The organism is Catellatospora sp. IY07-71 (assembly GCF_018326265.1).
Lineage (GTDB): Bacteria > Actinomycetota > Actinomycetes > Mycobacteriales > Micromonosporaceae > Catellatospora.
In genome coordinates this window covers 3,303,743-3,330,595 of record NZ_AP023360.1, presented here as the reverse complement: position 1 = coordinate 3,330,595, position 26,853 = coordinate 3,303,743, and the positions used below count along the sequence as shown (strand labels likewise).

Sequence of the window (26,853 nt, the reverse complement as noted above, 5' to 3'; positions counted from 1 at the left end):
CTAGTGAGCACTCGTGTTGCAGTCGGCCGTTGCCGGCCGACGGTCCCCGTCTAACCCACCGAGGCGGTGGTGCGGGGTGGTCGTTTCACAGCCACCTGCCACCACGAGGGTGGTCTTATGGTCGGCTCCACGGCCGTTTTGCGTCTCCCGGCCACTCCGGGCGACGTACTGCTGCAGGTTGATCGACGCGTTCAGATCACGGTCCAGGCACAGACCGCACTGCTCGCAGGTGTAGGTCCGTACCTGCAGCGGCAGTTTGGGTCTCACTGCGCCGCAGGTCGAACAGGTCTTCGAGGAGGCGAACCACCGGTCGGCCACGACCAGACGCCCGCCGTGCCACGTGCTCTTATATTCGAGTTGCCGGCGCAGGGTGGCCCAGCTGGCGTCGGCGATGTGGCGCGCCAGACGCCGGTTGCGGATCATCCCGGCGACGTTGAGGTCCTCGACCACGATCGTGCCGTACGTGCCGGCCAGAGACGATGTGAGCTTGTGCAGGCCGTCGGCGCGCAGGTTCGCCACCCGGGCATGTGCGCGGGTCAGGCGGATCTTGGCCTGCTGCCAGCGCCGGGACGGCTGCTGTCCGGTGCGCCGGTCCGGGCCTTGGCGCCGGGACAGGCTCCGGGCAGCTGTGCGCAGCCGCGCCTGCGCCCGGGTCAAATGCCGGGGATTGGGCACGACCTGCCCGGTCGACAGCACCGCCAGGCTCGCGATCCCAAGATCGACGCCGACAGTCTGCTGCGGGCGGGTCGGGGTGCGCGCGGTGCGGGTGATCTGCACGGTGAACGACACATGCCAGCGCCCACCGGTGTGCCGGACGGTCGCCGACAGGATCCTAGCCGTGCCCGCGTGCAGACGGCGGGCGAGTTTGCGGGTGGATTCGTGGGTGCGGATGCGGCCCAGCCTTGGCAGGGTCACATGGTGGCGGGTTTCCTCCACGCGGATGGTTCCGGTGGTGAACCGCACCGACGGCGTCACCCGCCGCCGCGACCGGAACCGCGGGAACCCCACCCGGGGTCCGGCACGGCGGCCTGACCGGGAGGCGGACCAGTTGCCCAGCGCCCGCGCCAAACCGTCGAGGCCGGTATTGAAGGCTTCCTTCGAGCACTGACCCCACCACGGCGCGACCTGGGGCTTGGCCGTGTTCCAGGCGCGGCGCAGGGCGGGCAGGGACCAGCCCAGCGCCGGCGTCAACTGCTCACCGTCCAGGCCGTAGGTGCGTTCAGCGGCGCGTTGGCCGAGGTTGGCGCGCACCGTGGCCAAAGCCCAGTTGAACGCGAACCGCCCGGCTCCGGCATGCCGGTGCAGGTCACGGTCCTGGGCCGGGGTCGGGTCCAGGGCGAAACGATACGCCTGCACCAGGACACCACCAGCCACATCGGACACACCAGCACACTACACACCGGCTACGACAATCCCAGCCATCACCCGCAGCCTGCAGTAAGCCGACGGCACACCAATGCATACTCAAGCCCGCCATAGTTCACTCAACCGCCAACAGCTGGATACCCAATGACCGCAGTGCTCAGCCGCCAAACGCTCAACCGGGCGCTGCTGGCGCGCCAGCTCCTGCTCCGACGTGCCGAGATGCCGGTGTACGACGCCGTCGCGCACCTGTACGGCCTGCAGGCCCAGGCACCGAACCCGCCCTACCTGGCGCTGTGGAACCGGCTGGACGGCTTCGCCCCGGAGGAGCTGTCGCAGCTGATCACGGACCGGCGGGCGGTGCGCATCGCGCTGATGCGCTCGACGATCCACCTGGTCACCGCCGAGGACTGCCTCGCCCTGCGCCCGGTGCTGCAGCCGGCGCACGACCGCGGCTTCGCCGTCACCTACGGCAAGCGGCTGACCGGGCTCGACCTCTACACGGTCGCCGCGCACGGCCGCGAGCTGGTCGAGGCGCGACCGCGCACGTTCGCCGAGCTGGGCGCGCTGCTCGCCGAGCGTTTCCCCGGCCACGACGCCGAGGCGCTCGCGCCGGTGGTGCGCACGCGGGTGCCGCTGGTGCAGGTGCCGCCGCGCGGGCTGTGGGGGTCGAGCGGGCAGGCCGCGCACACCTCGGCCGAGTCGTGGCTGTCCGCGGAGCTGACCGCTCCCGACCCGGCGCGGATGGTGCTGCGCTACCTGGCCGCGTACGGCCCGGCGAGCGTGCAGGACATGCAGGCCTGGTCGGGGCTGACCCGGCTGAAGGAGGTCGTGGCGGGCCTGCGGCCGCAGCTGGTGACCTTCCGCGACGAGCGCGGCGTGGAGCTGTACGACCTGCCGGACGCGCCCCGGCCCGACGCCGCCGAGCCGGCGCCGCTGCGGCTGCTCGGCGAGTTCGACTCGGTGCTGCTCTCGCACGCCGACCGCACCCGGATCATCTCCGACGAGCACCGCAAACGGGTGTTCACGATCAACGGCATCATCAAGGCGACGGTGCTGGCCGACGGCTTCGTCGCCGGGACCTGGCGCATCGAGCGCGGCCGGGACGCCGCGACGCTGCGCGTGGAGCCGTTCGGCCAGCTCAGCGACGTGCAGCGGGCGGCGCTGGGCGAGGAGGCGCGGCGGCTGCTGGCGTTCGCCGTGCCGGGCGTGAAGGCGTACCACGTCGATGCGGGCTGAGCTTTCTGTTCGGGATCGGACACCGGCTTGACGGGCAGCGATCGATCGCGAAGGATTCTCCCGTGCTTGACCCGGGGGTGACGCTCGGCGGCCGTTACGAGCTGGTGGACCTGATCGCCCGCGGTGGGATGGGCGAGGTGTGGCGCGCCGACGACCTGGTGCTCGGCCGCCGGGTCGCGGTGAAGGCGCTGCTGCCGGCCCTGGCCGGGGAGGCCGGGTTCACCGCCCGGTTCCGGGCTGAGGCGCGGGCCATGGCGGCCCTGTCCCACCCCGGCATCGTCGAGATCTACGACTACGGCCACGCCGACGGTGTGGCATACCTGGTGATGCAGTTCGTCGAGGGCGAGTCGCTGCGCGCCCTGGTCGACCGGGACGGCGCGCTGGCCCCGCACCGGGCGATGGGGCTGCTCGCGCAGGCCGCCGACGCGATCCACGCCGCGCACCGGCAGGGCATCGTGCACCGCGACGTGAAACCGTCGAACCTGCTGCTGCGCCCGGACGGGCGGCTCGCGCTGACCGACTTCGGCATCGCGCGCATGGTCGCCGGCGACCGGCTCACCGCCGCCGACGAGATCCTCGGCACCTCGTCCTATCTCGCGCCGGAGCAGGTCACCGGTGCCGAGGTCGGCCCCGCCACCGACGTGTACGCGCTCGGCGTGGTCGCGTACGAGCTGGTCACCGGCGAGCGGCCGTTCACCGCCGACACCCCGCTCGCGGTCGCGCTCCAGCACGTCAACGACGACCCGCCCGCGCTGCCCGCGGACGTGCCCCGGCCGGTCCGGGCGCTCATCATGCGCGCGCTGGCCAAGGAGCCCGACGACCGCTGGCCCTCCGCCGCCGCGCTCGCGCAGGCGTCCCGCTCGGCGGCACACGCCACCCGGACGGCGGCGCGCGCCGCCGCCACACCGGCCGTCTCCCCTGGCCCGGAGGACACCTCAGCCGAAGCTGCCCCGGCCGCAGACCGGCCGCCCACCCGGAAGGGGACGGCACCCTCCGGTGCCGCGACCAGCCGGCCGCCGGGGACGGTCGCGCAAGCCGGCGCGGCAGCGGCGGCCCCGGCGGGCGACCGCCGCAGGGAGGGTGTGCCACCCCCCGGCCACCGCCGGGCGCCGCACGGGGCGCCGCTTCGCAACCGCCGCCTGCTCGCCGGAGCCGCCGCGGTCCTGTTGCTGCTGGTGGCGGCCCTCGCCTACGCGCTCACGCCGAGCGGCGGCGCCGATCCGTCCGGGCAGGACCCGGGCGCCGGTCCCTCCGCGAGCAGCGGGGCGGGCACGGACCCCACCGCGCCGACCGGCACCGGTCCCTCCGGCGGCACCGGCCCGACGCCCCGGGCCACGGTGACGGCGTCCAGCCGTCCGCTGCCGCGGCCGTCGGGTGCGCGCCCGAGCCCGGCCGCGCCGAGCAGCCCCGCCGCGCCGCAGAGCCCGGCCACGGCAACCCGGACGGTGCCCGGCATGTACGGCTGGCGCGAGGTCGAGGTGGTCGCCGAGCTGAAGCGCCTCGGCCTGATCGGCACCATCACCTACCGGGCCACGCCCGACCAGTGCTACGCGATCGAGCAGTCACCGGCGGGCGGGACGGTCGTCGCCGCCGGGTCGACCGTCGACGTCGTGATCGCCACCGCGACCGATCAGTGCAAGCAGGTCTGATCCGCCGTTAGCATGTCGCGATGCGAGCGGGGCAGGACGAGGACCGGCAGCGTCTGGCGCAGGTGTGCGCCGCGTTCGGGCTGGGCGACGTGCACGCGGTCCGGCACCTGCCGATCGGCGCCATGAACCGCAACTGGCGGGTGGACACCACCACGGGCGTCTACGCCGTGAAGGAGCTTCAGGACCGGAACGCGGGTGACGTGGGCGCGCGGCATCGCACGATGAAGCTGCTCATAGGCCACGGCGTGCCCGTCCCGGAGCCGCTGGAACGGGCCGGCGGCGATCCGGAGTGCGTGCTGGACGGCGCGCGGTTCACCGTCAGCGCCTGGGCTCCCGGGCAGCACCTCACCGGCACCGCCATGAGCCTCGACCAGGCCGCCGCGTACGGGGAGCTGCTGGGCGGCATCCACGTCGCGCTGTCGGCCGTGCCGCTGCACGGTGGCGCCCCGCCGGACCACGTGCCCGACGCGACCTTGTCGCTGACCGCTCTGGACGTGATGCTGGACCTCGTCACCCGCAGACCTGACCGGGACGAGATCGACGAGCTCGCTCTGAGCGATCTGGCCCGGCGGCGTGAGCTGCTCACCGCCCCGACCCCGCCGGTGCCGGCAGGTGCGGAGCCAGGCCCGCGAGGGTGGGTGCACGGCGACTTCCACCACAACAACGTGCTGTGGGAGCAGGGCCGGGTCAGCGCGGTCCTGGACTGGGACCGCGTCGGTGTCCGCTCTCTCGCCGCCGAGCTGATCCGAGCCTGCCTGCTGACCTTCGGCGGTGACGGCGGCATCGACCTGCCGCGGACGGCGGCGTTCGCGGACGGCTACCGGCGGCGGCGTCCGCTGACCGTCGGCCAACTGGCCGACGCCGAGCATCGCGCCTGGTGGTCGTGGCTGACCGGGAGCTGGCCACTCGACCGCCGTTACCAGCACGGGGACACCACGTGCGACCGCTTCTACGTGCGCAACGCGGCGACGTTCCGCTGGTGGACGGATAACCGGACCGAGGTCGTCGCCGCGCTCACCGGCCGGGTCGCCCACTAACGGGACCCGGCGGACCAGATCCCGGAGCTGCACGGGCCGGAGCCTGGTCCTGGCATCGTTATCCGGCCGTCATCCGGCTTACCTAAGCTGCCCCGGGGCGATCTTGCCCCAGGGCGGCTTCACGCTGCCGTCATCTCTGCCGTACGAAGGATCCACTCCGCACATGCGCCATGTTCTGAGCACCACCGTCCTGAGCCTCACCCTGCTCGGCTCCGCCGCCTGCACCGCCGACCCGGCCGCGACCACGGCCGCCCCCTCGTCGCCGGCCGTGTCCGCGGCCGCGTCCTCCGCCGCGCCGGCCGTCCCCACCGGCACCAAGGACGAGAACGCGACGTGCCTCGCGTTCATCGCACTGAGCACCAGCCAGCAGGGCGCCCTGGGGGTGCTGGGGGCCACCATGAAGATCATCGGCGCGGCCATCAACGACGAGGCGAAGGCGGCGACCCTCATCCCCGACTTGAGCGAGGCGATCGAGGTCTACCGCGCCGAGCTGGCGAAGATCTCGGCTGACACCGCGGACGCCGAGCTGAAGGCGGCCCTCGAGGCCGACCTTGCGACGGTCGTCGCCGGACAGCAGGCCGTCACGGCCGCCAACGGCGACCTGGACAAAATCATCGAGGTCCTCGAAGGCCCCGCACTGGACTTCGAGGACGGCGGCAAGACCGGAAAGATCTGCGTCCCCTGAGCCTGCCGAAGGGCAGCGGGCTCGACTTGAGCGCGAGAAAGGGTATCGAGGTCCGTCGGCGACGGCGAACTCGATACCCTTTTCCTGCCGTCGGCGGCCTCCCCCGGGTCAGTGCCCGCCGTGGGCCAGGTGCGCGCCGTGGTCGATCACGCCCGGCCTGCCGCCCGGCGGCACCACCACGAACTGCCCCATCATCCCGGCGTCCTCGTGGAACAGCACGTGGCAGTGGAACATGTACGGCGTGTCCGCGTCCGCGTAGTCGGTGAACCGCATGATCAGCTCATACGTCTCGTCCGGGTGCAGGTAGACGGTGTCCTTCCAGCCCGACAGCGGCGGCGGCGGCGCGGCCCCGCTGACGGTGAGCACCTGGAACTGCACGTCGTGCACGTGGAAGTTGTGCGGCTGACCGTCGTTGTTGAAGACCCGCCACACCTCCGTGGTGTCCTGCTCCGGCGCGAAGTCGACCCGGGTCATGTCCATCTGCCGGCTGTTGATGCTGTGCCCGCTGAACTTGAACTCCCGCTGCTGCGCGGCACTGCCACGGTCCAGCTTCGCGATGGCGACCAGCCGCCGCGGCACCTCCGGGCGCGCCGCGAGCGTGCCCGACGCGCGCAGCTGCAGCACGTCGAACGAGTCGGCCCCGCCGGTGAACCGCCCGAACACGCCCGTGCCCAGGTCCGGCGGGTAGCTGCGCAGCACCGTGCGCTCCCCCGGCTCGACCGTCACCACGATCTCGGCCCGCTCGCCCGGCGACAGCATGAGCCGGTCCGTCCGGTGCGCCGACTCGAGCAGCCCGCCGTCCGTGCCCACCAGGTCGAACTCGCGCCCGTCGGTGAACCCGAAGTCGTAGACGCGCGCGTTGGAGCCGTTGAGCAGCCGCAACCGCACCCGCTGCGTCCTGACCTCCAGGTACGGCCCCACGGTGCCGTTGACCGCGATGGTGTCGCCGAGCACGCCGACCCCGCTGAAGATCCCGGGGGCGTCGTCGAGCTTGCCCTTGCCGTCGAACTTGCGGTCCTGCACGATCACCGGGATGTCGTCGACGCCGTACTCGTGCGGCAGTGCCGCCACCGAGGTGGCCGGGTCGTCGACGATGAACATCCCCGCCAGGCCCTGGTACACGTGCTTGGCGGTCTCGCCGTGCAGGTGCGGGTGATACCACAGCGACGCCGCGGGCTGCTCGATCTTCCAGGCCGGCGACCAGGTCCTGCCGGGGGCCACCAGCTGGTGCGGGCCGCCGTCCATCTCCGGCGGCAGGTGCATGCCGTGCCAGTGCACGGTGGTCGTCTGGTCCAGGGCGTTGGTCACGTTGACCACCACCTGCTCGCCGCGGGCGGCGCGCAGCGTCGGGCCGAGCACGTCGCCGTTGAACCCCCACGTCGGCGTCGCGCCCCGGCCGAAGTCGTGCGTGCCCGCCTGCGCCGTCAGGTCGAACACCCGGCGCCCGCCCTCCAGCCGCGACGGCGCGAGCGGCGGCACCGCCAGCGGCCGCGTGAAGTCGACCGCGCCGGTGGTGTCGACCGTCTGGCTGTTCCAGATCCACGCACCGGCTCCGGCGCACACCGTGCACAGCAGCGCGACCACGATGCCGAGCACCGCCAGCACCCTCCTGAGGCGCACCCTGACCAACTCCCTTCCCCGGGTCCTGTGAAGCGCAGACAGGGTGCCGGGCGGCGAACGGGCGCGTCGAGGGATAGACCGGGATACCCGGGACAGGCCAGGGGATTCCCCCCGGTCGTGAGCGAGTTCACCGGGGGAACCCTGACGGGATCTCCCGGGAGAGCGTTTACGGTCGTACGGTGAGCGCCGCGCCCCTTTCCGTCACCGCCCGCCGCGAGCCCTGGCCGCTGGCGGGCCTGCTGCTGGTGGCGGCGGGCACGTTCCTGTCGGTGACCACCGAGATGGTGCCGATGGGCCTGCTCAGCTCGATCAGCCGGGACCTCGGCGTCAGCGAGCCCACGGTCGGCCTGCTGGTCACCGGGTACGCCCTGATGGTGGCGCTGTTCGCGGCGCCCCTGGGGCGGCTGACCGCCCGGTTCCCGCGCCGCGGCCTGCTGGTGGGCACGCTGCTGGCGTACTCCGCCAGCAACGTCATCATGGCGGTGAGCACCGTGTATCCGCTGGCCGCGGCGGCCCGGCTGCTGGGCGGCCTGACCCACGGCGCGTTCTGGGCCATGTGCGCCGGATACGTCGCCCGCATGGTCACCCCCGACCGGGTCGGCCGCGCGGTGACCCTGGTGTTCGCGGGCGGCACCGTCGCGATCCTGCTCGGCGTGCCCGCGGGCACCGCGCTCGGCGTCGCGATCGGCTGGCGGGCGGCGTTCGCGGTGCTGGCCGGGGTCGGCGTGGTGCTGGCGCTGGTCGGCTGGCGGCTGCTGCCCGACTTCCCCGGCGAGGCGGCCGGCAACGGGCTGAGCCTGCTGCGCGTGCTGCGCACGCCCTCCGTGGCGATCGTCGTGGTCACCACCGCGGTGACCATGCTCGGCTACTTCAGCTTCTACACCTACATCTCGCCGTTCCTGCAGGCCACCGGCCTGAGCGAAGAGGCGCTGAGCCCGGCGCTGCTCGGCTACGGCGCGGCCGGCGCAGTCGGCCTGCTCGCCGCCGGGCTGCTGGTGGACAAGCGGCCCCGGCTGGCGATGCTGGGCGGGGTCGTCATCCTGACCGCCGCGCTGGTCGTGCTCGCCTTCGCCGGGACGACCCCCGCGCTGGCGGTGGCCGCCGCAGCGCTGGCCGGTCTCGCGCTCAACGGCCTGGCCACGCTCGTGCAGGCGGCGATCCTGCGGGCCGCCCCGGCGGGCGCCGCCGACACCGCCGCCGCGCTCAACGCCTCGGCCTTCAACCTGGGCATCGGCGGCGGCGCGCTGCTCGGCGGCCTGGCGCTCAGCGGCTGGGGCGCGGCCTCGCTGCCGCTCGTCGCCGCCGTGCTGACCACCGCCGGCATCGGCGGCGTGCTGTACGGCCGCCGGGAGGGTTTCCCCGCCACGGTCACCCTGTGAACCGCCGCGGCCTGCGAGCGGGCAGAATGGCGGCGTGACGACGTCCATTAACCAGCGCATCGCCGAGGAGCTCGGCGTACGGAACAACCAGGTGACCGCGGCGGTCGAGCTGCTCGACGGCGGGGCCACCGTCCCGTTCATCGCCCGCTATCGCAAGGAGGTCACCGGCGCGCTGGACGACGAGCAGCTGCGCAACCTCGAAGAGCGCCTGCGCTACCTGCGCGAGCTGGAGGAGCGCCGGACCACGATCATCGAGTCGATCCGGTCGCAGGGCAAGCTCGACGACGCGCTGCTGGCGCAGATCATGGCCGCCGACGCGAAGGCCCGGCTGGAGGACATCTACCTGCCGTACAAGCCAAAGCGGCGGACCAAGGCGATGATCGCCCGCGAGGCGGGCCTGGAGCCGCTCGCGGACCTGCTGCTCGGCGACCCGTCGCACGACCCGCAGACCGCCGCCGCGGCGTACGTCGACGCCGGCAAGGGCGTGGCCGACACCGCCGCCGCGCTGGAGGGCGCCCGCGCCATCCTGGTCGAGCGCTTCGGCGAGAACGCCGACCTGATCGGCTCGCTGCGTGAGCTGATGTGGACCCGCGGCCGCATCGTCTCCAAGATGCGCGACGGCAAGGCCGAAGAGGGCGCGAAGTTCTCCGACTACTTCGACTTCTCCGAGCCGTACGCCAAGCTGCCCAGCCACCGCATCCTCGCCATGTTCCGCGGCGAGAAGGAGGAGGTGCTGGACCTGGTCATGGAGCCGGACGAGCCGCAGCCCGAGGGCGCGCCCGCCGGGCCGACGGTGTTCGAGGGTCGCATCGCCGCCGCGTTCGGCATCAGCGACCGCGGCCGCCCCGCCGACAGGTGGCTGAACGACACCGTGCGCTGGGCCTGGCGCACCCGCATCCTGGTGCACCTCGGCCTGGACCTGCGCAACCGGCTGTGGCAGGCGGCCGAGGAGGAGGCCGTGCGGGTCTTCGCGATGAACCTGCGCGACCTGCTGCTGGCCGCCCCGGCGGGCACCCGCGCCACGATGGGCCTGGACCCGGGCTACCGCACCGGCGTCAAGGTCGCCGTCGTCGACGCCACCGGCAAGGTCGTCGCCACCGACACGATCTACCCGCACGTGCCGCACAACCGCTGGAACGAGTCGCTGGCCAGCCTCGCCAAGCTGTGCGCGGCGCACAAGGTCGAGCTGATCGCCATCGGCAACGGCACCGCCTCCCGCGAGACCGACAAGCTCGCCATCGACCTGATCAAGCTCGCGCCGCACCTCAACCTGACGAAGATCGTCGTCTCCGAGGCGGGCGCGTCGGTGTACTCGGCCTCCGCGTACGCCTCGCAGGAGCTGCCCAGCCTCGACGTGTCGCTGCGCGGCGCGGTGTCCATCGCCCGCCGCCTGCAGGACCCGCTCGCCGAGCTGGTGAAGATCGACCCGAAGTCCATCGGCGTCGGGCAGTACCAGCACGACCTGTCCGAGGTGAAGCTGTCCCGCTCGCTGGACGCGGTGGTCGAGGACTGCGTGAACGGCGTCGGCGTCGACGTGAACACCGCGTCCGCGCCGCTGCTGGCCCGGGTGTCGGGCATCAGCGCCGGGCTGGCCGAGAACATCGTGCTGCACCGCGACGCCAACGGCCCGTTCCGCTCGCGCACGGCGCTCAAGGAGGTGCCCCGCCTCGGCCCGAAGGCGTTCGAGCAGTGTGCGGGCTTCCTGCGCATCCCCAACGGCGACAACCCGCTCGACGCGTCCAGCGTGCACCCCGAGGCGTACCCGGTGGTGCAGCGCATCCTGAAGAACAACGGCGTCGAGATGAGCAAGCTGATCGGCAACGGCTCGCTGCTGCGCACGCTCAAGCCGGCCGAGTACGCCGACGACGTGTTCGGCCTGCCGACCGTCACCGACATCATCAAGGAGCTGGAGAAGCCCGGCCGCGACCCGCGCCCCGCCTTCAAGACCGCGTCCTTCAAGGACGGCGTCGAGAAGATCGGCGACCTGCAGCCCGGCATGCTGCTGGAGGGCGTGGTCACCAACGTGGCGGCGTTCGGCGCGTTCGTCGACATCGGCGTGCACCAGGACGGCCTGGTCCACGTCTCGGCGATGTCGCGCAACTTCGTCAGCGACCCGCGTGACGTGGTCAAGTCGGGTGACGTGGTCAAGGTGAAGGTGCTGGACGTGGACATCCCGCGCAAGCGCATCTCGCTGACCCTGCGCCTGGAGGACGAGGCCGCCCCGGCCGGCGGCGACCGCGGCCAGCGTGGCGGCGGCGACCGTGGTCAGCGTGGCGGCGGTGGCGGCGGCCAGCGCGGTGGCCAGGGCGGCCAGCGCGGCGGCGGGCAGCCCCGCCAGCGCAACGAGCCGCCGGTCGCCAACAGCGCCATGGCCGACGCCCTGCGCCGGGCGGGCCTCGACAAGCTCCGCTGAGGCTCCCCACTGGCATGATCGAAGCTCCCGCCGCGCTGTCGACACAGCGTGGCGGGAGCTTCCTCGTTTCGGCGCGGTACACGCTCAACGCGCGCGACGGCGGCGCCTGGTGGTCACGATCAGCCCCGCGCCACCGGCGGCGAGCGCCGTGCCCGCGAGCGCCGTCACGATGTTGGTGCTCATGTCGTCTTCGATGTCGGCCACGTCCACCTGGCGCCAGCGCAGCTCCTGCTCACCTGACGCCTCCGCCAGCCGCTGCTCGGCCCGGGGCAGCCGGTCGGCGAGCTGTGTGTAGCCGTACACGCTGCCCGCCGCCAGAAACAGGCCCAACCCGGCGAGCAGCACTCCCACGGCGTACGACAATCTCCACATGACGTCTCCCGGCCCTCGCGTTCACTGATCCGGCGAAGGTAGGGCCGCCGCGGAAGCGATCAACCTCGCTGATCGCGTCCGCGCAGGCCGGACGGGCGGGAGACGCTCCCGGAGCGGCCCGGTGCGGGAGGCGTCAGCCGCACATCCGCCACTCGCCGTCCTCCTTGAGCAGCGGGAAGCCCTGCGTCGTCACCGCTCCCGTCTCGGCCTGGGTGAGGCGCATGGTGATGACCGCGGTCGTGGTGGTGTTCATCGTCTTGATGCTCGTGCCGGTCACCTCGTACTTGCTGATCTTCAGCTGTGCCGTCTGGATCCGGGTGTAGTCGGCCTCGGAGGTGCTCGCCTGGACCTTGTCGCACAGCCGCCCGTACGCGCCGTGGTAGTCCCCGGCCATGATGTCCTCGACGTAGGCGACCGCGGCGTCGCGGGCCGGGCCGGTCGCCTCCTGGACACCGCGGAACAGCAGCACCGCGCCGGTGATGCCGCCACCGCAGCACAGCACCAGGACGACGGCGACGATGATCAGGATGCGCTTGGTGTTGCTCTTCTTCGCCGGCGGCGGCGGGGGCACGAAGGTCATGGCGCCAATATGAACGATCAACGCAAGCGAGCCCTCGGCCGACCCACCGGGCGTGGCAGCATGGATCGGTATGAGGGTCGCCGAACACGTCGCGGCGCGGCCCGCGTCGGCGCTGCGGTCGTACGTGCACCGGTACACCGGCTATCACTACCGCGGCTTCGCCTCGGGCGTGCACCTGGGCCTGCCCTCCTCCGCGCTGACCGTCGTGCTCAGCTTCGACGAGCCCACGCTCGTGTCGCTGCACCCCGGCGAGCCGCCCACCGGGTACGCCGCCCTGGCCGGCGGCCTGACCCTGGCACCGGCCTTCATCCACCACGACGGCACCCAGTACGGCGTGCAGCTGGACCTCACCCCGGCGGGCGCCCGCGCCCTGTTCGGCCTGCCCGCCGCGGCCCTGGCCGCCGCCGTGCTGCCGGTGGACCTCGAGCCCCTGACCGACCGGCTGCGCGCCGCGTCCTGGCCCGAGCGGTTCGCGCTGCTCGACGCCGCGCTCACCGCCCGTCTGCGCCCGGCCGAGACCGCGCCCGAGCTGGCGTACGCCTGGCAGCGGGTGCAACGCTCCGGCGGCGAACTGCGCGTCGGCGAGCTGGCCGCGGAGACCGGCTGGAGCCGCCGCACCCTGTGCTCCCGCTTCACCGCCGAGTACGGCGTCGGCCCCAAGGACGCGCTGCGCCTGGCGCGTTTCGGCCGCTCGCGGCGGCTCGTGCAGCGGGCCGACCGGCCCGCGCTGGCCGAGGTCGCCGCCGCGTGCGGCTACTACGACCAGGCGCATCTGGCCCGCGAGTGGCGCGAGTTCGCCGGGGTGGCGCCGTCGCGCTGGCTGGCTGCCGAGGACCTTCCCATAAGTACAAGCCAGGACGGCACCAGTGCCGGGACCCTGGAGCCATGACCGATCGCGAAACCATGGTCTGGCCCTGCCTGACCTACGCCGACGCCCGCGCCGCCATCTCGTTCCTGGAGGAGGCGTTCGGGTTCACCGCCACCGCCGTCTACGGCAGCGGCGACACCGTGCTGCACGCCGAGGTGCGCTGGCCGCTGGGCGGCGGCGTCATGCTGGGCAGCCCCCGGCCGGAGAACGTGCACGACATCCCGGCCGGGCAGGGCCTGGTCTACGTCGTCACCGACGAGCCCGACGCCCTGTTCGACCGCGCCGTCGCGGCCGGGGCGACGGTGGTCCGCGAGCTGCGCGACACGGACTACGGCTCGCGCGGCTTCAGCGTCCGCGACCCCCAGGGCGTCTGCTGGAGCTTCGGCACGTACGCCGGCGAGTGAGCCCACACGTCGCCACCGCGCCGGCCCGCCCGCCCAAGATCGTCCGACTTGCCTGGCACCTGGGCGTATCTTGAGCGCGCTTTCGCCCACTTGCCAGGCAAGTTTGACGATCTTGGCTGCCAGGCGAGTCGGACGATCTTGGCGTCGGGCAAGGGGCGATCTGACGGCGTCAGGCGCCAGAGCGCGCCGCCGCGATACGGGCGGCGCCCACCTCGCCCGGGCCCGCGGTGACGGTGGCGGTGCCGGGCAGGTGGTGGGCCAGCAGGCGGATCACCGCGTCGCGCACCGGGCGGGAGCCGCCCAGCACGCTGCCCGCCAGCACCACCGGGCCGTCCGCGTGCACCTCCACGACGGTGTCCACCAGGTGCGTGGCACAGCGTTCGACGAGCGCGACGGCCTGCGGGTCGCCGGCCTCGGCAGCCTCGGTGACCAGGGGCGCGAGCCGGGACAGGTGGCGGGGCTCCTGGTCGTGCAGCGCGCCGATCAGGTCGTCGGCGGCCTGCCGGGACGCGGCGGCAGGCAGCACGCCGAGCACGGCCGTCGCGACGGCGCGGGTCAGGTGCCCCTCGGGGACGCGGGAGTACAGCTCGCGGGCGGTCAGCGCGGCCGCCTCGCGGCCCAGCCAGAACCCTGAGCCCAGGTCGCCGAGCAGCCAGCCGATGCCGTCCGCGCTCGCGGTCATCACCCCGTGCTCGATGCGCGCCGCGATCGCCCCCGTGCCGGAGATCAGCACCGTGCCGCGCGGCTCGGGCGTGCCCGCGGCGTACGCCACCTCGACATCACCGACCGGCCGCACCGGCACCAGAAGCCCCAGCTCCGCAAAGGCGGTCTCATAGGCGGACGCAACGGCGGGGTCGGTGAACCGGCCTGTCCCCGCGATGCCCATCACCGCACAGCGCACCTCGACCGGGTCGAGGCCGGTCAGCGCGGTGCGCACGGCGGCGGACACCGCGGCCACGGCCTCGGGCAGCGGCACCGAGACCGGGTTGCCGGCGCCCGCGCGGCCGAAGCCGGCGCGGGCGCCGTCGAGCGTGGTGATCAGCGCCCGTGACGACGTGCCGCCGACGTCGAGGCCGAGGACGAGGGTCACGGGCGCTGATCCTTTCACTTCATCGGGACCGGGTCGACTGCCTCAGCAGCGGCCCAGGTCCTCCCACTGCACGGTCCAGCCGGGCTCGCTGCCCTGCGTCCACCACTTGGCGCGCCACAGGTGCACGCCGTCGCCGGACTTCGGGCCGCTGGGGTTGCCGTTGGCGCTGCGCTCCCACTTGACCTGCTGGCCGCCGGTGTAGATGCCGCTGATGGTCCAGGTCGGCGCGCTGGCGCAGCCGGTGCCGCCGGTCGGCGGGGCCGAGGGCGACGGCGAGCTGCTCGGCGGGGCCGAGGGCGACGACGACGGCGGGGTGCTCGGGCCGGTCGACGGCGAGGCGGTGGGGCAGGTGCCGCCGCCGGTGCCGACGGTGTCGGTGTGCGCCACGTTCTGCGCCCGGTACGAGCCGACGCGGGTGTTGACCTGCGCCGGGGTGAGCACCTCGTTCTGCGAGTAGAGCACGTAGTCGACCTGCTGGCGGTAGGTCGACATGCCGCCGGTGTGCGCGGCCGCGTCGATGAACCACAGGTTGAAGTTGATCGACATGTTCGTCTCGGGGTAGTAGATGCCGCTGTGGTCGGCGACCAGGTTCCCGTCGATGTAGTACTTCACGTGCCCGGCCGAGACCGTGAACACGAGGTCGTGCCAGCCCGCGAACGACTGCCGCTGCTCGCCGTGGGCGTTGACGGCCTCCCAGGGGTCGGGGCGGTAGGTCTCCCACGTGGTCTCGTACATGATGTTCGACGGCTCGCCCCACCCGCCGTTGGGCAGGTACTCGAAGTCGATCTCGCCGTAGTTCGGGTCCATCGGGGCGGCCAGCGGGGTGATGGTGAAGAACGTCTCCACCAGGTGGTCGCCGTCGTTGCCGGAGACCGGCGCGTCGGTGAACTTGACCCGCGAGGCGTAGGTGCCCTCGAAGAACTTCTGCTGGTGGTACAGCTCCGCCTGGCTGGTGCCGCCGGCCGTGCCGTCGGTGGACGCCTGCAGCTGCAGGGACTTGGCGCCGTCCACGGTCGGGAACGAGACGTTGGAGGTCGGCCAGGAGGCGCCCGGGATGCCGGGGCCGCCGGAGTAGGTGCGCACCGTCCAGCCACGCTGCTGGATCAGCGGATCGCTCGGCCCGCTGTAGCTGAAGTCGTCGAACAGGGCGTTGCAGGTGGCCGCCGCGGCGGACGCGGTGGTGCCCGCGGTCAGCGCGACCAGCGTGCCGGCGGTGAGCGCCAGTGCGGTGGCGCCGAGCGCGGCGACGATGGGACGTCGGAGGGACACTTGTTTCTCCTTTCGGGGTGGCGGACTACGGTGGGTGGCACCCCCGGGCGCGCCGCGTGAGAGGCGGCGCGCCCGGGGCCTTGGTGCCCCGTGGGTCCGTTGTGCGGGAGGTGCCTTCTTGCGGGCACGGTCGAGCACGCCGAGAAGCACGTTCTCCCCGAGTTCGGCGTCTGCGCCCGCCCGTGCGGTCTGTGGGTGTTACTTGAGGGCGCCGGACGTCAGCCCGGCGCGGATCTGCCGCTGGAAGAAGACGTACGCGAGCAGGACCGGCAGGATCGCGATGACCAGCCCGGCGAACAGGCCGCTCCAGTCGCTGCGGTAGCCCTGGCTCACCGCCAGCTCGGCGAGGCCCTGGGCGAGCACGTAGTGGTCCGGGTCGGGGTTGAGCACCTTCGGCAGCAGGTACTGGTTCCACAGGCCGAGGAAGTTGAAGATGCCCACGCTGACCATGCCCGGCCGGGCCATCGGCAGCATGACCCGGAAGAACACCCCGGCGTGCGAGGCCCCGTCGATGAACGCGGCCTCGGCGACCGCGCCCGGCAGCGAGCGGAAGAACCCGTGCAGGAAGAACACGGTGAACGGCAGGGCGTACGCGGCGTACACGAGGATCAGCCCGTGGTACGTGCCGAGCATGCCGAGGTTGTCGACCACGAAGAACAGCGGCACCAGCGCGAGGAACACCGGGAACAGCATCCCCGCGACCAGCAGGTAGTAGATGAACCGGTTGCCCGGGAACTCGTACCGGGCCAGGCAGTACGCCGTCAGCGCGCCGAGCAGCATGGTCAGCGCCAGCGCGCCGCCCACCACGATCAGCGTGTTGAACAGGTACTGCCCGATCGAGGCCTGGTCCCAGGCGCGGGACCAGTTGTCGAACCGCAGCTCGGCCGGCGGCGTCCACGGGCTGTCGAAGATCTCCGCGTCGGTCTTGAACGACGACATGAAGGCCCACAGCAGCGGCAGCGAGACCAGCGCGGCCCACAGCGTCAGCACGGCGTGCTTGATCCTCATGCCAGCTCCACCCGCTCCCGCTTCGTCACGCGCAGCAGCAGCACCGCGATGGACAGGGTGAGGAAGAAGATCGCCACCCCCATGGCCGAGGCGTAGCCGAACTTGCCGAAGGCGAACGCGGTCCGGTACAGGCCGAGCCCCATCACCTCGGTGCTGTTGTCCGGCCCGCCCGGCCCGACCGTCATGATTTGGACCAGGGCGAACCCGTCCAGCGCCGCGATGCCCAGGTAGATCCAGCCCACCTGCACGCTCTCCCAGATCAGCGGGAGCGTGATCCGCCGGAACACGGTCACCGGCCCGGCCCCGTCGATGGCCGCGGCCTCGACGATGTCCTCCGGCACCGACTCCATCGCGGCCGAGAACAGCACCACGTAGAAGCCGACCGACGACCAGATCAGCACGATCATCACGCACCACAGCGCCAGGTCCGGCTCGGCCAGCCAGGAGCGCCGCCAAGAGTCCAGGCCCACCGCCGACAGCGCCCCGTTGAGCAGGCCGCTGTTGGGGGTGTACACGAACTGCCAGAGCACCGCGATGATCGCGACGCTGAGCAGCTGCGGGAAGAAGTACACCACCCGGTAGACCTTGGTGCCCTTGGTCGCGGCGGCCAGGGCCAGCGCGATCGCGATGACGGCCAGCGGCACGACAAGCAGCATCAGCCCGTTGTGGCGCAGCCCGGCCAGGAACAGCGGGTCACTCCACAGCCTGCTGAAGTTGTCCAGCCCGGTGAACTCCGGGGCGCTGTCCACACCGTTCCAGTTCGTGAACGCGAGCTGGAACGCCTGCAGGTACGGCGACAGGACGAACACGCCGTACAGCGCCAGGGGCACGATCAGCGCCCCCACCAGGAACCGGTACTTGCCGTGCCGCATGGCCCCTCACCGCTTGTGCTTGACGATGGCGCTGTCCTTGGCGACCGCGTCGGCGGCCTTCTGCACGCGCTCGGCCCACTGCTGCGGGTTGATGCGCTTGGTGGCCAGCTCGCCCGTCGCGTCGTCGACCGCCTTCGACAGCGGCGCGTACCAGGTGCGGAACTTGTAGCTGAACACGTTCGGGCCGGCCGCCTTGACCGCCTCGGCCACCGAGCCCAGGCCGCTGGTCAGGGTGAGCCCGTCGGTCGCGCCGGTGACCACCGGCAGCGCCTTGGCGCTCTCCGCGAAGCCGCGCGCGACCTGCTTGGAGAACAGGTAGCGCAGGAACTCCAGGCCGCCCTGCGGGTTCTTGGCCTTGGCGGGCACCAGGAACGACTCGCTGCTGGCCGCCATCACGGCGCCGTTCGGGAGCTTGTCCGAGCCGGTCAGCGCGGGCACGGTCGCCATGACCATGTCGAACCCGGCCGGGGTGACCTGCTGCTGCTCGCCCTCCAGCCAGGAGCCGCACGGGATGAACGCCACCTGGCCCTTGCACCACGCGTTCTGCGCCTCGGTGTGGGACAGGCCCTCCGAGCCGGGCATGATGTGCCCGCGTACCGCCAGCTGGTGGATCGCCTCCGCGGCGGCCAGCACGGCGGGCTGCTGCCACGCCCCGGCCTCCAGGTTGTCGATCGCCTTGACCGCCTCGACGCCGCCGGCCTTGGCGGCCATCGACAGCAGCGGGTCGTTCAGGTACTCCGGGTACTTGCCCTGCCAGGTCCACGGGTGCAGACCGGCCTTCTTGATCTCGTCGTTGAGGGTGAGCATCTCCTCCCACGTCTTCGGGAAGGTCCACCCGTGCTTGGCGAACAGCGTCTTGGAGTACCAGACGCCCCACAGCACCGACGAGTAGTTGAGCACCAGCGGCTTGCCGTCGAACGTGCCGTCCTCGATCACGCCCGGCATGAGCGTGTCGCGCACCTTCTTGCCCGGGTCGTCCACGGCCGGGGCGTCCAGCAGCTCGGTCAGGTCCTTCAGCTTGCCCGCCGACACGAGAGTGGCCAGATCGAGGCGGCCCGCGCCGCTGTTGTCGACCACGTCCGGCGGGCTGTCGGCCACGAACCGCGGCTGCAGCACCTCACCGACACCCTGGATGCCCTTGTGGTCGACGACGACCTTCGGGTGCTTCTCCTTCAGCCGGGTCCCGGCGTCGATCGCGTACTGGTCGCCGTACCCACCCTTGAAGATCACCACTTCCAGGCCGGCGTCGGCCGGCACGCCCAGCGGGTTCTCCGCGCTGACGTCGCCCTTGCCCGCGCCCTCGTCGTCGCCGCCACCGCCGGTGGCGCACGCGGCCAGCGTGGTGCTCGCCGCAGCGGCAGCTGCGCTGAGCAGCGCACCGCGTCTTGTAAGGTTCATGATGTCGCCCTTCGTTTGCACACAGGGGTTGATGGGTTAGGCGATACGCCGGATGCGCCCGGCGTATCGCGCTTCCAACTGCTGGTTGTGCTCATAGCCGCCGGCGATGTTGGCGGACAGGTAGATCGGCGGGGTCTGACCCGCCTCCTCCAGGCGCCGCACCACCTCGGTGACCACCATCTGGGCCAGCACGGCCGCGGTCACCGACGACACGGCGCCGGACTGATTGGGCATGATCACGTCGCCGTACGGGGCGCCGTTGTCCAGCACCACGTCGGCGATCTCGGACAGCCGCCTCCCGGACGGGTGGCGCGGCTGCGACTGCGCGGTGTGCGCCAGCGACGTCACCGCGATCAGCTGGTGCCCCTTCTCCTTGATGAGCAGGGCCAGCTCGACCACCACCCCGTTGATGCCGGAGTTGGAGGCCAGCACGAACACGTCCGCGGGCTGGATCGGGGCCAGCTCGTAGAGCCGGTGCGCCACCTCGGTGCGCCGCTCCAGCAGCTGGTCCTCCAGCACCTCGCGCGGCTCGCCGCCCCACAGCACGATGTCGCGCAGCGCGATGCGGTTCGTCGGCACCAGCCCCCCGGCCCGGCCCGCGATCTCCATCGCCAGCGCCTCGGAATGCCCGCTGCCGAACGCCTGCACCACACCGCCCGCGTCGAGGCTCTCCGTGATCAGGTCGGCGGCCCGCTGCACGTTGGCGGCCTGCCCGGTGCCCACCTTGCCCACCAGCTCGGTGATGGCTTCCAGGTACGTCTGCGCGTTCATCTCGCTCCTCGTGTTGCTCGTGGGTTGGCCGCGCGGTCGCTCACTCGGCTGCGTCACCGCGCCGCGCGTGGCGGCGCCGGTGCGAGGTCGGCTCGTCGTGCAGCCGGTGTGCCTCCACCGCCCGCGCGGTGACCTCGAACGCCTCGGTGGTCCGCGCGTACGTCCGCTGCGCCACCGCGACGTAGATCAGATCGACGGCGACCAGCTGCCCGTGCAGCGCCGACAGCGCCGCCAGCCGGAACGTCGTCTCGTGCACCGCCGTGGTCAGCACCACGTCGGCGGCCTCGGCCAGCGGCGACTTGTCGAACGAGGTCACCGCGACGGTCAGCGCGCCCTGCTCGGCCGCCTCGGCCAGCACCTCGATCACCTCGCGGGTGCGGCCGCTGTGCGAGAAGCCGATCGCGACGTCGCCGGGGCCGAGCAGCGCCGCGTTGGTCAGCGCCTTGTGCGCGTCCAGCCGGTGCCAGCAGGGCACCCGGATGCGCTCCAGCCGGAACTGCATCTCCTGCGCCGTGGTGCCGGAGCTGCCCAGCCCGAACAGCTCCACCCGCTGCGCGCCCGCGATCGCGTCGGCGACCCGCGCCACCTGGGCGAGGTCCAGCCGGGCCGCGGTCTCCTGGATGGCGCGCGCGTCCGCGCTGGCGATCACGCCCAGCACCCGGTCCATCGGGTCGCCCGGCTCGATCTCCCGGTCGATGTCGGTCTCCCAGCGCGCCTGCGCCTCGCGCCCGCTCTCGGTCGCGATGGCCACCCGCAGCGCCGCGTACCCCCGGAAGCCCAGCACCCGGCAGAACCGCGTCACCGTGGCGGTGGAGGTGCCCGCCCGCTCGGCGAGGTCCACGATGGACGCCTGCGCCGCCAGCGCCGGGTCCTCCAGGATCTGCTCCGCCACCCGCTGCAACGCGTCAGGCAGGTTCGGCAGCTCCATCCGCATACGACCGATGACACCCTGCACGTGAATCCCCTTCACCACGATCCGTCGATGAAGAAAATTACGATCCAGAACCCACAGTGTCAATCCCCAGCGTCAAAAATTTTGACGCCCCCACCCACCCAACCCCAGCAATAATTTTGATCACCCACTCGCGTGCAGACGAAGATCGCCCGACTTGCCTGGCAGGTGGGCGTATCTTGGGCGCGGATAAGCCCAGGTGCCAGGCAAGTCAGGCGATCATGGCGCCCGCGGCGGTCAGATCCGGACGAAGCCGATCATCGCGAGGCCCGCGGCGGCCTGGGCGATCGAGGCGGCGACGACGACCGCGGCGGGCCAGAAGCGTTCGGTACGCGTACACAGCCACGCCGCCCCGACCTGCAGGAACACGGCCAGGAAGATCCACAGCCGGACCGTCTCGCCCCGGTTGATGCCCCACAGGTCGAGCACCGCCAGCACGGCCAGCCCGGACAGCACCAGCACCGCGGCGGGGTGCACGGAGCGCCGGCGCACCGCGTCCACCGCCGCGACCGCGAGCAGCAGGCAGGACGCGAACCCGGCCGCCATCGCCAGGTACCACAGGTTGCGGCTCAGCCACATCCCGTACGGCCGGTGCCGCTCGTTGAAGTCGTTCGCGTCGGCCAGCACGTACCCGAAGTTGTCGAACAGGTCGTAGCCGAAGCTCAGCCGCAGCGCGGCGTAGCAGGCGGCGAACCCGGCCACCGCCCACCCGACCAGGCGCAGCACGTCCCGCCAGGCCAGGCTGCGCCGCCACAGCGCCACCCCGAGCAGCGCCGCGAACACCAGCCCCAGGACGAGTGGCAGCGCCTCGAAGAACACGACCAGGTAGAGCGCGGCGCCCAGCCCCAGCGCCCAGCCGAGCCGGCGGGTACGCAGGAAGCGCACGTGCAGCCACAGCGCGAGCAGGATCGGCACCGGGGACAGCGCGTTCAGCACCGGCGTGAAGTACAGCGTGCCCGGCACGAACAGGCCCAGCACCAGGGCGTACAGCGCGAGGGCGCGCTCGCCGGTCAGCTCGCGCACGATCAGCCACAGCAGCACCGCGGACAGGTTGGCCAGCACCACGATGGCGACGCCCATGCCGGTGGGGCTCAGGCCGAGCGCGTCGAGGCCGAAGTACAGCAGCGTCTTGCCGGGCATGTTGGTGCGCGCGTGCGGCGGCAGCTGCTCGACCAGGCCCATGTAGTTCCCGAGGAACTCGGTGAAGCTCCAGCGCTGCGACGGCGAGTAGAACGAGTTGGCCCGGTCGCTGGCCACGATCTGGCCGAGCGACGGCAGCGTGTACGCCCGCAGCAGCAGCTGCACCGGCACCGCGGCGGCGAACCAGCCCACCGCCACGGCTACGTCGAACCGCGCGGGCGCCCGCCGCGACAGCCACAGCAGCCCGAGCACCACCGGCACCGCGACCGCGACGGGCCACAGCACGTGCCACTGCCCCGCCAGCCGGTCGTACGGGTAGGTCCAACCGCCCTCGCGTGAGCCGGTGGGCAGCAGGCGCAGCAGCATCGCCGCCACGACCAGCACGGTCAGCCCGGCGCCGGCCAGCACCGGCCACGCCACCAGCCGGGGCACCCGGGACCCGCCCGTCGCCGCGCGTGCGGCCGTCTCCGCCCGCTCCTGGAGCAGTACCTCGTTCACCTGTCGCCCTCCCTGTCCGATTCCCAGGGGCTAACGAGCCAGGGCACGAAGAAGGCCCCGGCGTCGCTGCCAGGGCCTTACGAGTGAACGCCGGCGTCAGGTGGCGGCAGGGACCTCACACACGATCGACAGGATCTCCTCCACGGACACGTTCGCCCTGCTGGCGACGTGTTCGATCGGCACGTTCGACGCGATGGCCTCCCGGATCGCCGATCGCCAGACCTTGTCGGAGTCGTCCGCGCGCTCGGCGGACGCCCGGTCCACCGCACACAGCGCGAGATCAGATATGACGGACACGTTCTTCCTCCTCGGTGACGCCCCGCTGCGGGACGCCGCGAGGACGTCAGCCCGCAGGCCACGCTCGCCCTCGCATCTCCCACCCTCCGTCACCCGCACCCCCGAAACATCCGCCACCACGCCCAAACCGCGCCCAGAAAACGGACAACCGGCCCCTTAACCTCCCCAGCCAGCCGCGCTCCGGCACCGGCCCCACTCCCGCGCGCCCGCCGCGGGTCGCCCGGCCCCCGGGCGGGCGCAGCCGCGAAGATCGCGAGTTCGTGTCGGAAAGCGCAGTGGGACCGCAGATCTTGACACGAGATGGCGATCAATCATGCGTGAGAGCGCTCTCACGCGCAGCGCGACACCCCATGGGACACCCGCCGTGGCCACTTAAGGTAAGCCGCTCAAGGATTAACTCTCTAGCCATCGCCGCGAAACATTGACGTATCGAACGCTTCCCGATAACTTCTGCGCTCAGAGAGCGCTCTCACATGCGCTCGGCCACACGCTCCATCGCTCCTCCGTTCTCCCCGCATGCAGCCCCCCAGCCCCGGAGGCCAGGCACATGGAAATGACGATCCGATCAACGACCCCGGGCGGCCTGTCCCGCCAACCGGGTCAGCACCGCCGCACCTGGGCGCACCGACGCGCCCTCATCCTCGGCGCGGTCGCCGTGCTGACCGCCGCCACGTTCGGGCTCGCCATCGCGCAGACCGCCGAGGCCGGCACCGTCGGCGCCGGCAGCTACGCCGACACCCTGCCCGCCGGCCGCGCCCTGCCCGTGGGCTGCGGCAACCTGACCAACAACCCCCGGCAGTGGGTCACCGCCAACGCCCCCGCCGGCGGCGTGCCCACCAACGACTGGTGGTCGTCGCTGCTGTTCAAGAAGTTCGACTGCTCCTACAGCGAGCCGCTGCACGCGCACCCGATCTCCTACGACACGCTCGCGGGCGGCCTCGGGTTCTCCTACAACACCACCGCGGCGATCAGCGGCTCGGCGACCGGCCCCGGCGAGTTCCACTACCCGTACGTGCAGGACATCCTGGTCGGCGTGGCGGGCCTGAACTCGCCCGACAGCAAGGTCGACGGGTGGAGCGACTGGACGGTGACGCCGTACTGGAGCGACGGCGCGCGGACCATGAAGGCCACCATCGGCCACGGCCTGCCGTTCGCGTACTTCCAGATCACCGGCGGCAACGCGCAGATCACCGCGGCGGGCACGCCGACGGTGTGGTCGAACACCGGCGGCCAGCTCGGCTTCACGGTCAACGGGCGTGACTACGTCGCGTACGCGCCGAGCGGCTCGACCTGGACGGTCAGCGGCACCTCGATCAGCTCGACGCTGAACGGCCAGGGCTTCTTCTCGGTCGCCGTGCTGCCCGCCGGCGCCGACCGGGCCGCGCTCGCCAGCACCTACGGCCAGTACGCCCACGCGCACGTCACCGGCACCCGCGTGTCCTACAGCTACAACCAGGCCGCGAGCACGCTGAACACGACGTACACCTACCTCACCACGCCGCGGCAGGGCAGCCAGACCGCCACGGTCGCCGCGCTCTACCCGCACCAGTGGAACTATCTGACCGGTGCCAGCCCGCTGGCGAACACGTACACCTCGGCCCGCGGCCAGATGAAGATCCTCACCGGGATCAGCTCGTTCACGACCTCGATGAAGTACACCGGCGTGCTGCCGGAGATCCCCGCGGTCGCCGACAGCTCCGGCGCGGACCTGACCACGATCACCAACTACCTGAACGCGGTCGCGTCGAACCCGGCCGACTTCCGCGGCGACGACACCTACTGGACCGGCAAGGGCCTGGGCCGCGCCGCCCGCATCGCGGAGATCGCCGACCAGCTCGGCCTGACCTCGATCCGGGACACCGCGCTCAGCACGATCCGGACCCGGCTCAACGACTGGTTCACCGCCTCGGCGGGCAAGACCACCCGTGTCTTCTACTACAACGCCACCTGGGGCACCCTGATCGGCTACCCGGCGTCGTACGGCTCGGACCAGGAGCTCAACGACCACCACTTCCACTACGGCTACTTCGTGGCGGCGGCGGCGACGCTGGCCAAGTTCGACCCGACCTGGGCGACCAACGCGCAGTACGGCGGCATGGTGGACCTGCTGATCCGCGACGCCAACAACTACGACCGCAACGACACCCGCTTCCCGTTCCTGCGTGACTTCGACATCTTCGCCGGTCACGACTGGGCGGCCGGGCACGGCGCGTTCGGCGCGGGCAACAACCAGGAGTCCTCGTCGGAGGGCATGAACTTCGCCAACGCCCTCATCCAGTGGGGCCAGGCGACCGGCAACACCACCGTGCGCGACGCGGGCATCTTCATCTACACCACCCAGTCCGCGGCCATCGCCGAGTACTGGTTCGACGTGCGCAACCAGAACTTCCCGGCCGCCTTCGGGCACAACACGGTCGGCATGGTCTGGGGCGACGGCGGCGCGTACGCGACCTGGTTCTCCGGCGAGCCGGAGATGATCCAGGGCATCAACATGCTGCCGATCACCGGCGGCCACTTCTACCTCGGCGACAACCCCGCCTACGTGCAGACCAACTACAACGAGCTGGTCACCAACAACGGCGGCGCGCCGACGGTCTGGCAGGACATCCTGTGGGAGTTCCTGGCCCTGGGCAACGGCCAGACCGCGCTGAACAACTTCAACGCCAACTCCGGGTTCACCTCGGAGGAGGGCGAGAGCAAGGCGCACACGTACCACTGGATCCGCAACCTGGCCGCGCTCGGCAACGTGGACACCACGGTGACCGCGAACCACCCGCTGGCCAAGGTCTTCACCAAGTCGGGCGTACGCACCTACGTCGCGTCCAACATCGGCAGCAGCGCGATCACGGTGACCTTCTCCAACGGCACCGTGCTCAACGTGCCCGCCTGCAAGACGGTCACCTCGGGCGCGTTCACCTGGAGCGGTGGCGGCGCCTGCGGCGGGACCAACCCGTCGCCGTCCAACCCGCCGTCCTCGCCGCCGGCCTCGCCGAGCCCGTCGCCGTCGGCCCCGCCGTCGCCGAGCCCGTCGACCTCGCCGAACCCGCCCGGCAACTTCGCCGCGACGCGGTACCTCGTCTCCGGTGGCGGCCTGCCCGGCACCGCGGGCGCGGCCGGCTCGGTCACGATCAGCGCGGCCGGCGGCAACTGGGACGGCAACCCGCACAACCCGCAGACGTTCACCGCCACCGGCCTTTCCGCCAACCACAACGGCGGCGCCACGAACTTCGACATGTTCGTGGACGCGGGCACCGGCGTCGGCAACGCGACGCAGGTCCGGGTGTCGTACGACTTCACCGGCAACGGCAGCTGGGACCGGCTGGAGACGTACAACTACTTCCCGACCGACCCGGTAGCCGGGTACGAGCACTACACCCACGCGTCCGGCATCAAGACCACCAGCGGCGCGTTCGCGAACCTGGCGAACGGCTCGGTGCGGGTCGAGATCTGGAGCGCGATCGGCAGCACGGCCACCACGCTCGGCATCGGCAACCAGTCCCGCGTGGTGCTGCCGTACACCGGCACCACCACCCAGCCCTCGGTCAACGTGGCCCTCAACAAGCCGACGCTGACCTCCAGCAACGAGAGCGCGACCTACCCGGGCTCGGCGGCGGTGGACGGCAACGCCACCACCACCCGCTGGTCCAGCACGTTCAGCGACCCGCAGTGGCTGCGCGTCGACCTCGGCCAGACCTACTCGATCAGCCGCGTGCGGCTGGTCTGGGAGGCCGCCTACGGCTCGGCGTACCAGATCCAGACGTCGCCCGACGGCACCAACTGGACCACCATCCGCTCGGTCACCGGTGGTGACGGCGGCGTCGACGACCTCACCGGCCTGACCGGCAGCGGCCGCTACGTCCGCGTCAACGGCACCACCCGCGCCACCGCCTGGGGCTACTCCCTCTTCGAATTCGAGGTCTACGCCCCGTAGTGAGAGGAAAGGAAGGGCA

Annotated in this window: 22 protein-coding genes; 9 read left to right on the top strand and 13 right to left on the bottom strand. The window is 71.9% G+C overall.

Translation table 11 applies throughout. The features are described 5' to 3' along the window. Complete coding sequence (tnpB, locus tag CS0771_RS15230; protein ID WP_212841585.1) at positions 1–1,383, bottom strand: IS607 family element RNA-guided endonuclease TnpB; 1,383 nt, start codon at positions 1,381–1,383, stop codon at positions 1–3. Positions 1,384–1,509: 126 nt separating this feature from the next. Between tnpB and CS0771_RS15225 the strand changes: the two genes are divergently transcribed. The 4 genes from CS0771_RS15225 to CS0771_RS15210 all read left to right on the top strand — a co-directional run bounded on the left by CS0771_RS15225 (position 1,510) and on the right by CS0771_RS15210 (position 5,972). After that, complete coding sequence (locus CS0771_RS15225) at positions 1,510–2,601, top strand: winged helix DNA-binding domain-containing protein (RefSeq protein WP_212841584.1); 1,092 nt, start codon at positions 1,510–1,512, stop codon at positions 2,599–2,601. A gap of 62 nt (positions 2,602–2,663) precedes the next feature. Further along, entirely contained in the window at positions 2,664–4,250 is a 1,587-nt protein-coding gene (locus CS0771_RS15220) for a serine/threonine-protein kinase (protein ID WP_212841583.1), read from the top strand. Positions 4,251–4,270: 20 nt separating this feature from the next. Then, the gene (locus tag CS0771_RS15215; RefSeq protein WP_212841582.1) at positions 4,271–5,287 is read left to right on the top strand and encodes a phosphotransferase; all 1,017 of its coding nucleotides are present in this window, start codon (positions 4,271–4,273) and stop codon (positions 5,285–5,287) included. A gap of 163 nt (positions 5,288–5,450) precedes the next feature. Then, positions 5,451–5,972: a hypothetical protein gene (locus tag CS0771_RS15210; protein WP_212841581.1), complete on the top strand. Its 522-nt coding sequence runs from the start codon at positions 5,451–5,453 to the stop codon at positions 5,970–5,972. 108 nt (positions 5,973–6,080) lie between these two features. Here CS0771_RS15210 and CS0771_RS15205 read toward each other — a convergent pair whose 3' ends face one another. Then, on the bottom strand, positions 6,081–7,592 hold the full coding sequence (locus CS0771_RS15205; RefSeq protein ID WP_244870802.1) for a multicopper oxidase family protein: 1,512 nt from the start codon (positions 7,590–7,592) through the stop codon (positions 6,081–6,083). 179 nt (positions 7,593–7,771) lie between these two features. Between CS0771_RS15205 and CS0771_RS15200 the strand changes: the two genes are divergently transcribed. After that, positions 7,772–8,971 carry an MFS transporter gene (locus CS0771_RS15200; RefSeq protein WP_212841579.1) on the top strand — a complete coding sequence of 400 codons (1,200 nt, stop codon included), beginning with the start codon at positions 7,772–7,774 and terminating at the stop codon, positions 8,969–8,971. Positions 8,972–9,005: 34 nt separating this feature from the next. After that, positions 9,006–11,384, top strand: a complete 2,379-nt coding sequence (locus tag CS0771_RS15195) for a Tex family protein (RefSeq protein WP_212841578.1) — start codon at positions 9,006–9,008, stop codon at positions 11,382–11,384. Positions 11,385–11,468: 84 nt separating this feature from the next. On the opposite strand, the gene CS0771_RS15190 is transcribed toward CS0771_RS15195, so the two are convergent. Further along, entirely contained in the window at positions 11,469–11,756 is a 288-nt protein-coding gene (locus CS0771_RS15190; protein ID WP_212841577.1) for a hypothetical protein, read from the bottom strand. A gap of 133 nt (positions 11,757–11,889) precedes the next feature. Then, a complete protein-coding gene (locus CS0771_RS15185) occupies positions 11,890–12,336 on the bottom strand; it encodes a DUF4878 domain-containing protein (protein ID WP_212841576.1) in 447 nt (148 codons plus the stop codon). 70 nt (positions 12,337–12,406) lie between these two features. Here CS0771_RS15185 and CS0771_RS15180 point away from each other — a divergent pair, with 70 nt between their 5' ends. Beyond that, on the top strand, positions 12,407–13,225 hold the full coding sequence (locus CS0771_RS15180) for an AraC family transcriptional regulator (protein ID WP_212841575.1): 819 nt from the start codon (positions 12,407–12,409) through the stop codon (positions 13,223–13,225). Next, positions 13,222–13,608, top strand: coding sequence for a VOC family protein (locus tag CS0771_RS15175; protein WP_212841574.1), 387 nt, complete (start codon positions 13,222–13,224; stop codon positions 13,606–13,608). Before CS0771_RS15180 ends, CS0771_RS15175 begins: the two co-directional genes overlap by 4 nt. A 169-nt stretch (positions 13,609–13,777) precedes the next feature. Here CS0771_RS15175 and CS0771_RS15170 read toward each other — a convergent pair whose 3' ends face one another. The 9 genes from CS0771_RS15170 to CS0771_RS15130 form a co-directional block, all read right to left on the bottom strand. Next, complete coding sequence (locus CS0771_RS15170; protein WP_212841573.1) at positions 13,778–14,698, bottom strand: N-acetylglucosamine kinase; 921 nt, start codon at positions 14,696–14,698, stop codon at positions 13,778–13,780. Positions 14,699–14,740: 42 nt separating this feature from the next. Next, positions 14,741–15,967, bottom strand: a complete 1,227-nt coding sequence (locus CS0771_RS15165) for a glycosyl hydrolase (protein ID WP_244870801.1) — start codon at positions 15,965–15,967, stop codon at positions 14,741–14,743. Positions 15,968–16,165: 198 nt separating this feature from the next. Next, positions 16,166–16,975 carry a carbohydrate ABC transporter permease gene (locus tag CS0771_RS15160; RefSeq protein ID WP_212841572.1) on the bottom strand — a complete coding sequence of 270 codons (810 nt, stop codon included), beginning with the start codon at positions 16,973–16,975 and terminating at the stop codon, positions 16,166–16,168. After that, entirely contained in the window at positions 16,972–17,847 is an 876-nt protein-coding gene (locus CS0771_RS15155; protein ID WP_212841571.1) for a carbohydrate ABC transporter permease, read from the bottom strand. Before CS0771_RS15155 ends, CS0771_RS15160 begins: the two co-directional genes overlap by 4 nt. Before the next feature lie 6 nt (positions 17,848–17,853). Continuing rightward, positions 17,854–19,245, bottom strand: coding sequence for an N-acetylglucosamine/diacetylchitobiose ABC transporter substrate-binding protein (gene ngcE / locus CS0771_RS15150; RefSeq protein WP_212841570.1), 1,392 nt, complete (start codon positions 19,243–19,245; stop codon positions 17,854–17,856). Between the two features lie 36 nt (positions 19,246–19,281). Continuing rightward, complete coding sequence (locus CS0771_RS15145; protein ID WP_212841569.1) at positions 19,282–20,016, bottom strand: sugar isomerase domain-containing protein; 735 nt, start codon at positions 20,014–20,016, stop codon at positions 19,282–19,284. Positions 20,017–20,056: 40 nt separating this feature from the next. Next, positions 20,057–20,950, bottom strand: a complete 894-nt coding sequence (locus tag CS0771_RS15140; protein WP_212841568.1) for a MurR/RpiR family transcriptional regulator — start codon at positions 20,948–20,950, stop codon at positions 20,057–20,059. A 255-nt stretch (positions 20,951–21,205) separates the two neighbouring features. After that, positions 21,206–22,606 carry a hypothetical protein gene (locus tag CS0771_RS15135; protein WP_212841567.1) on the bottom strand — a complete coding sequence of 467 codons (1,401 nt, stop codon included), beginning with the start codon at positions 22,604–22,606 and terminating at the stop codon, positions 21,206–21,208. A gap of 96 nt (positions 22,607–22,702) precedes the next feature. After that, a complete protein-coding gene (locus CS0771_RS15130) occupies positions 22,703–22,903 on the bottom strand; it encodes a hypothetical protein (protein ID WP_212841566.1) in 201 nt (66 codons plus the stop codon). Between the two features lie 553 nt (positions 22,904–23,456). Between CS0771_RS15130 and CS0771_RS15125 the strand changes: the two genes are divergently transcribed. Beyond that, the gene (locus CS0771_RS15125) at positions 23,457–26,834 is read left to right on the top strand and encodes a glycosyl hydrolase (protein WP_212841565.1); all 3,378 of its coding nucleotides are present in this window, start codon (positions 23,457–23,459) and stop codon (positions 26,832–26,834) included. The last annotated feature ends 19 nt before the right edge of the window (positions 26,835–26,853 follow it).

What these genes read in the sequence shown, in the direction of transcription:
- CS0771_RS15225 (WP_212841584.1), top strand. Translation starts at nt 1,510, where the DNA reads ATGACCGCAGTGCTCAGCCGCCAAACGCTCAACCGGGCGCTGCTGGCG.
- CS0771_RS15215 (WP_212841582.1), top strand. Translation starts at nt 4,271, where the DNA reads ATGCGAGCGGGGCAGGACGAGGACCGGCAGCGTCTGGCGCAGGTGTGC.
- CS0771_RS15210 (WP_212841581.1), top strand. Translation starts at nt 5,451, where the DNA reads ATGCGCCATGTTCTGAGCACCACCGTCCTGAGCCTCACCCTGCTCGGC.
- CS0771_RS15190 (WP_212841577.1), bottom strand. Translation starts at nt 11,756, where the DNA reads ATGTGGAGATTGTCGTACGCCGTGGGAGTGCTGCTCGCCGGGTTGGGC.
- CS0771_RS15185 (WP_212841576.1), bottom strand. Translation starts at nt 12,336, where the DNA reads ATGACCTTCGTGCCCCCGCCGCCGCCGGCGAAGAAGAGCAACACCAAG.
- CS0771_RS15180 (WP_212841575.1), top strand. Translation starts at nt 12,407, where the DNA reads ATGAGGGTCGCCGAACACGTCGCGGCGCGGCCCGCGTCGGCGCTGCGG.
- CS0771_RS15175 (WP_212841574.1), top strand. Translation starts at nt 13,222, where the DNA reads ATGACCGATCGCGAAACCATGGTCTGGCCCTGCCTGACCTACGCCGAC.
- CS0771_RS15160 (WP_212841572.1), bottom strand. Translation starts at nt 16,975, where the DNA reads ATGAGGATCAAGCACGCCGTGCTGACGCTGTGGGCCGCGCTGGTCTCG.
- CS0771_RS15155 (WP_212841571.1), bottom strand. Translation starts at nt 17,847, where the DNA reads ATGCGGCACGGCAAGTACCGGTTCCTGGTGGGGGCGCTGATCGTGCCC.
- ngcE (WP_212841570.1), bottom strand. Translation starts at nt 19,245, where the DNA reads ATGAACCTTACAAGACGCGGTGCGCTGCTCAGCGCAGCTGCCGCTGCG.
- CS0771_RS15145 (WP_212841569.1), bottom strand. Translation starts at nt 20,016, where the DNA reads ATGAACGCGCAGACGTACCTGGAAGCCATCACCGAGCTGGTGGGCAAG.
- CS0771_RS15140 (WP_212841568.1), bottom strand. Translation starts at nt 20,950, where the DNA reads ATGCGGATGGAGCTGCCGAACCTGCCTGACGCGTTGCAGCGGGTGGCG.
- CS0771_RS15125 (WP_212841565.1), top strand. Translation starts at nt 23,457, where the DNA reads ATGACGATCCGATCAACGACCCCGGGCGGCCTGTCCCGCCAACCGGGT.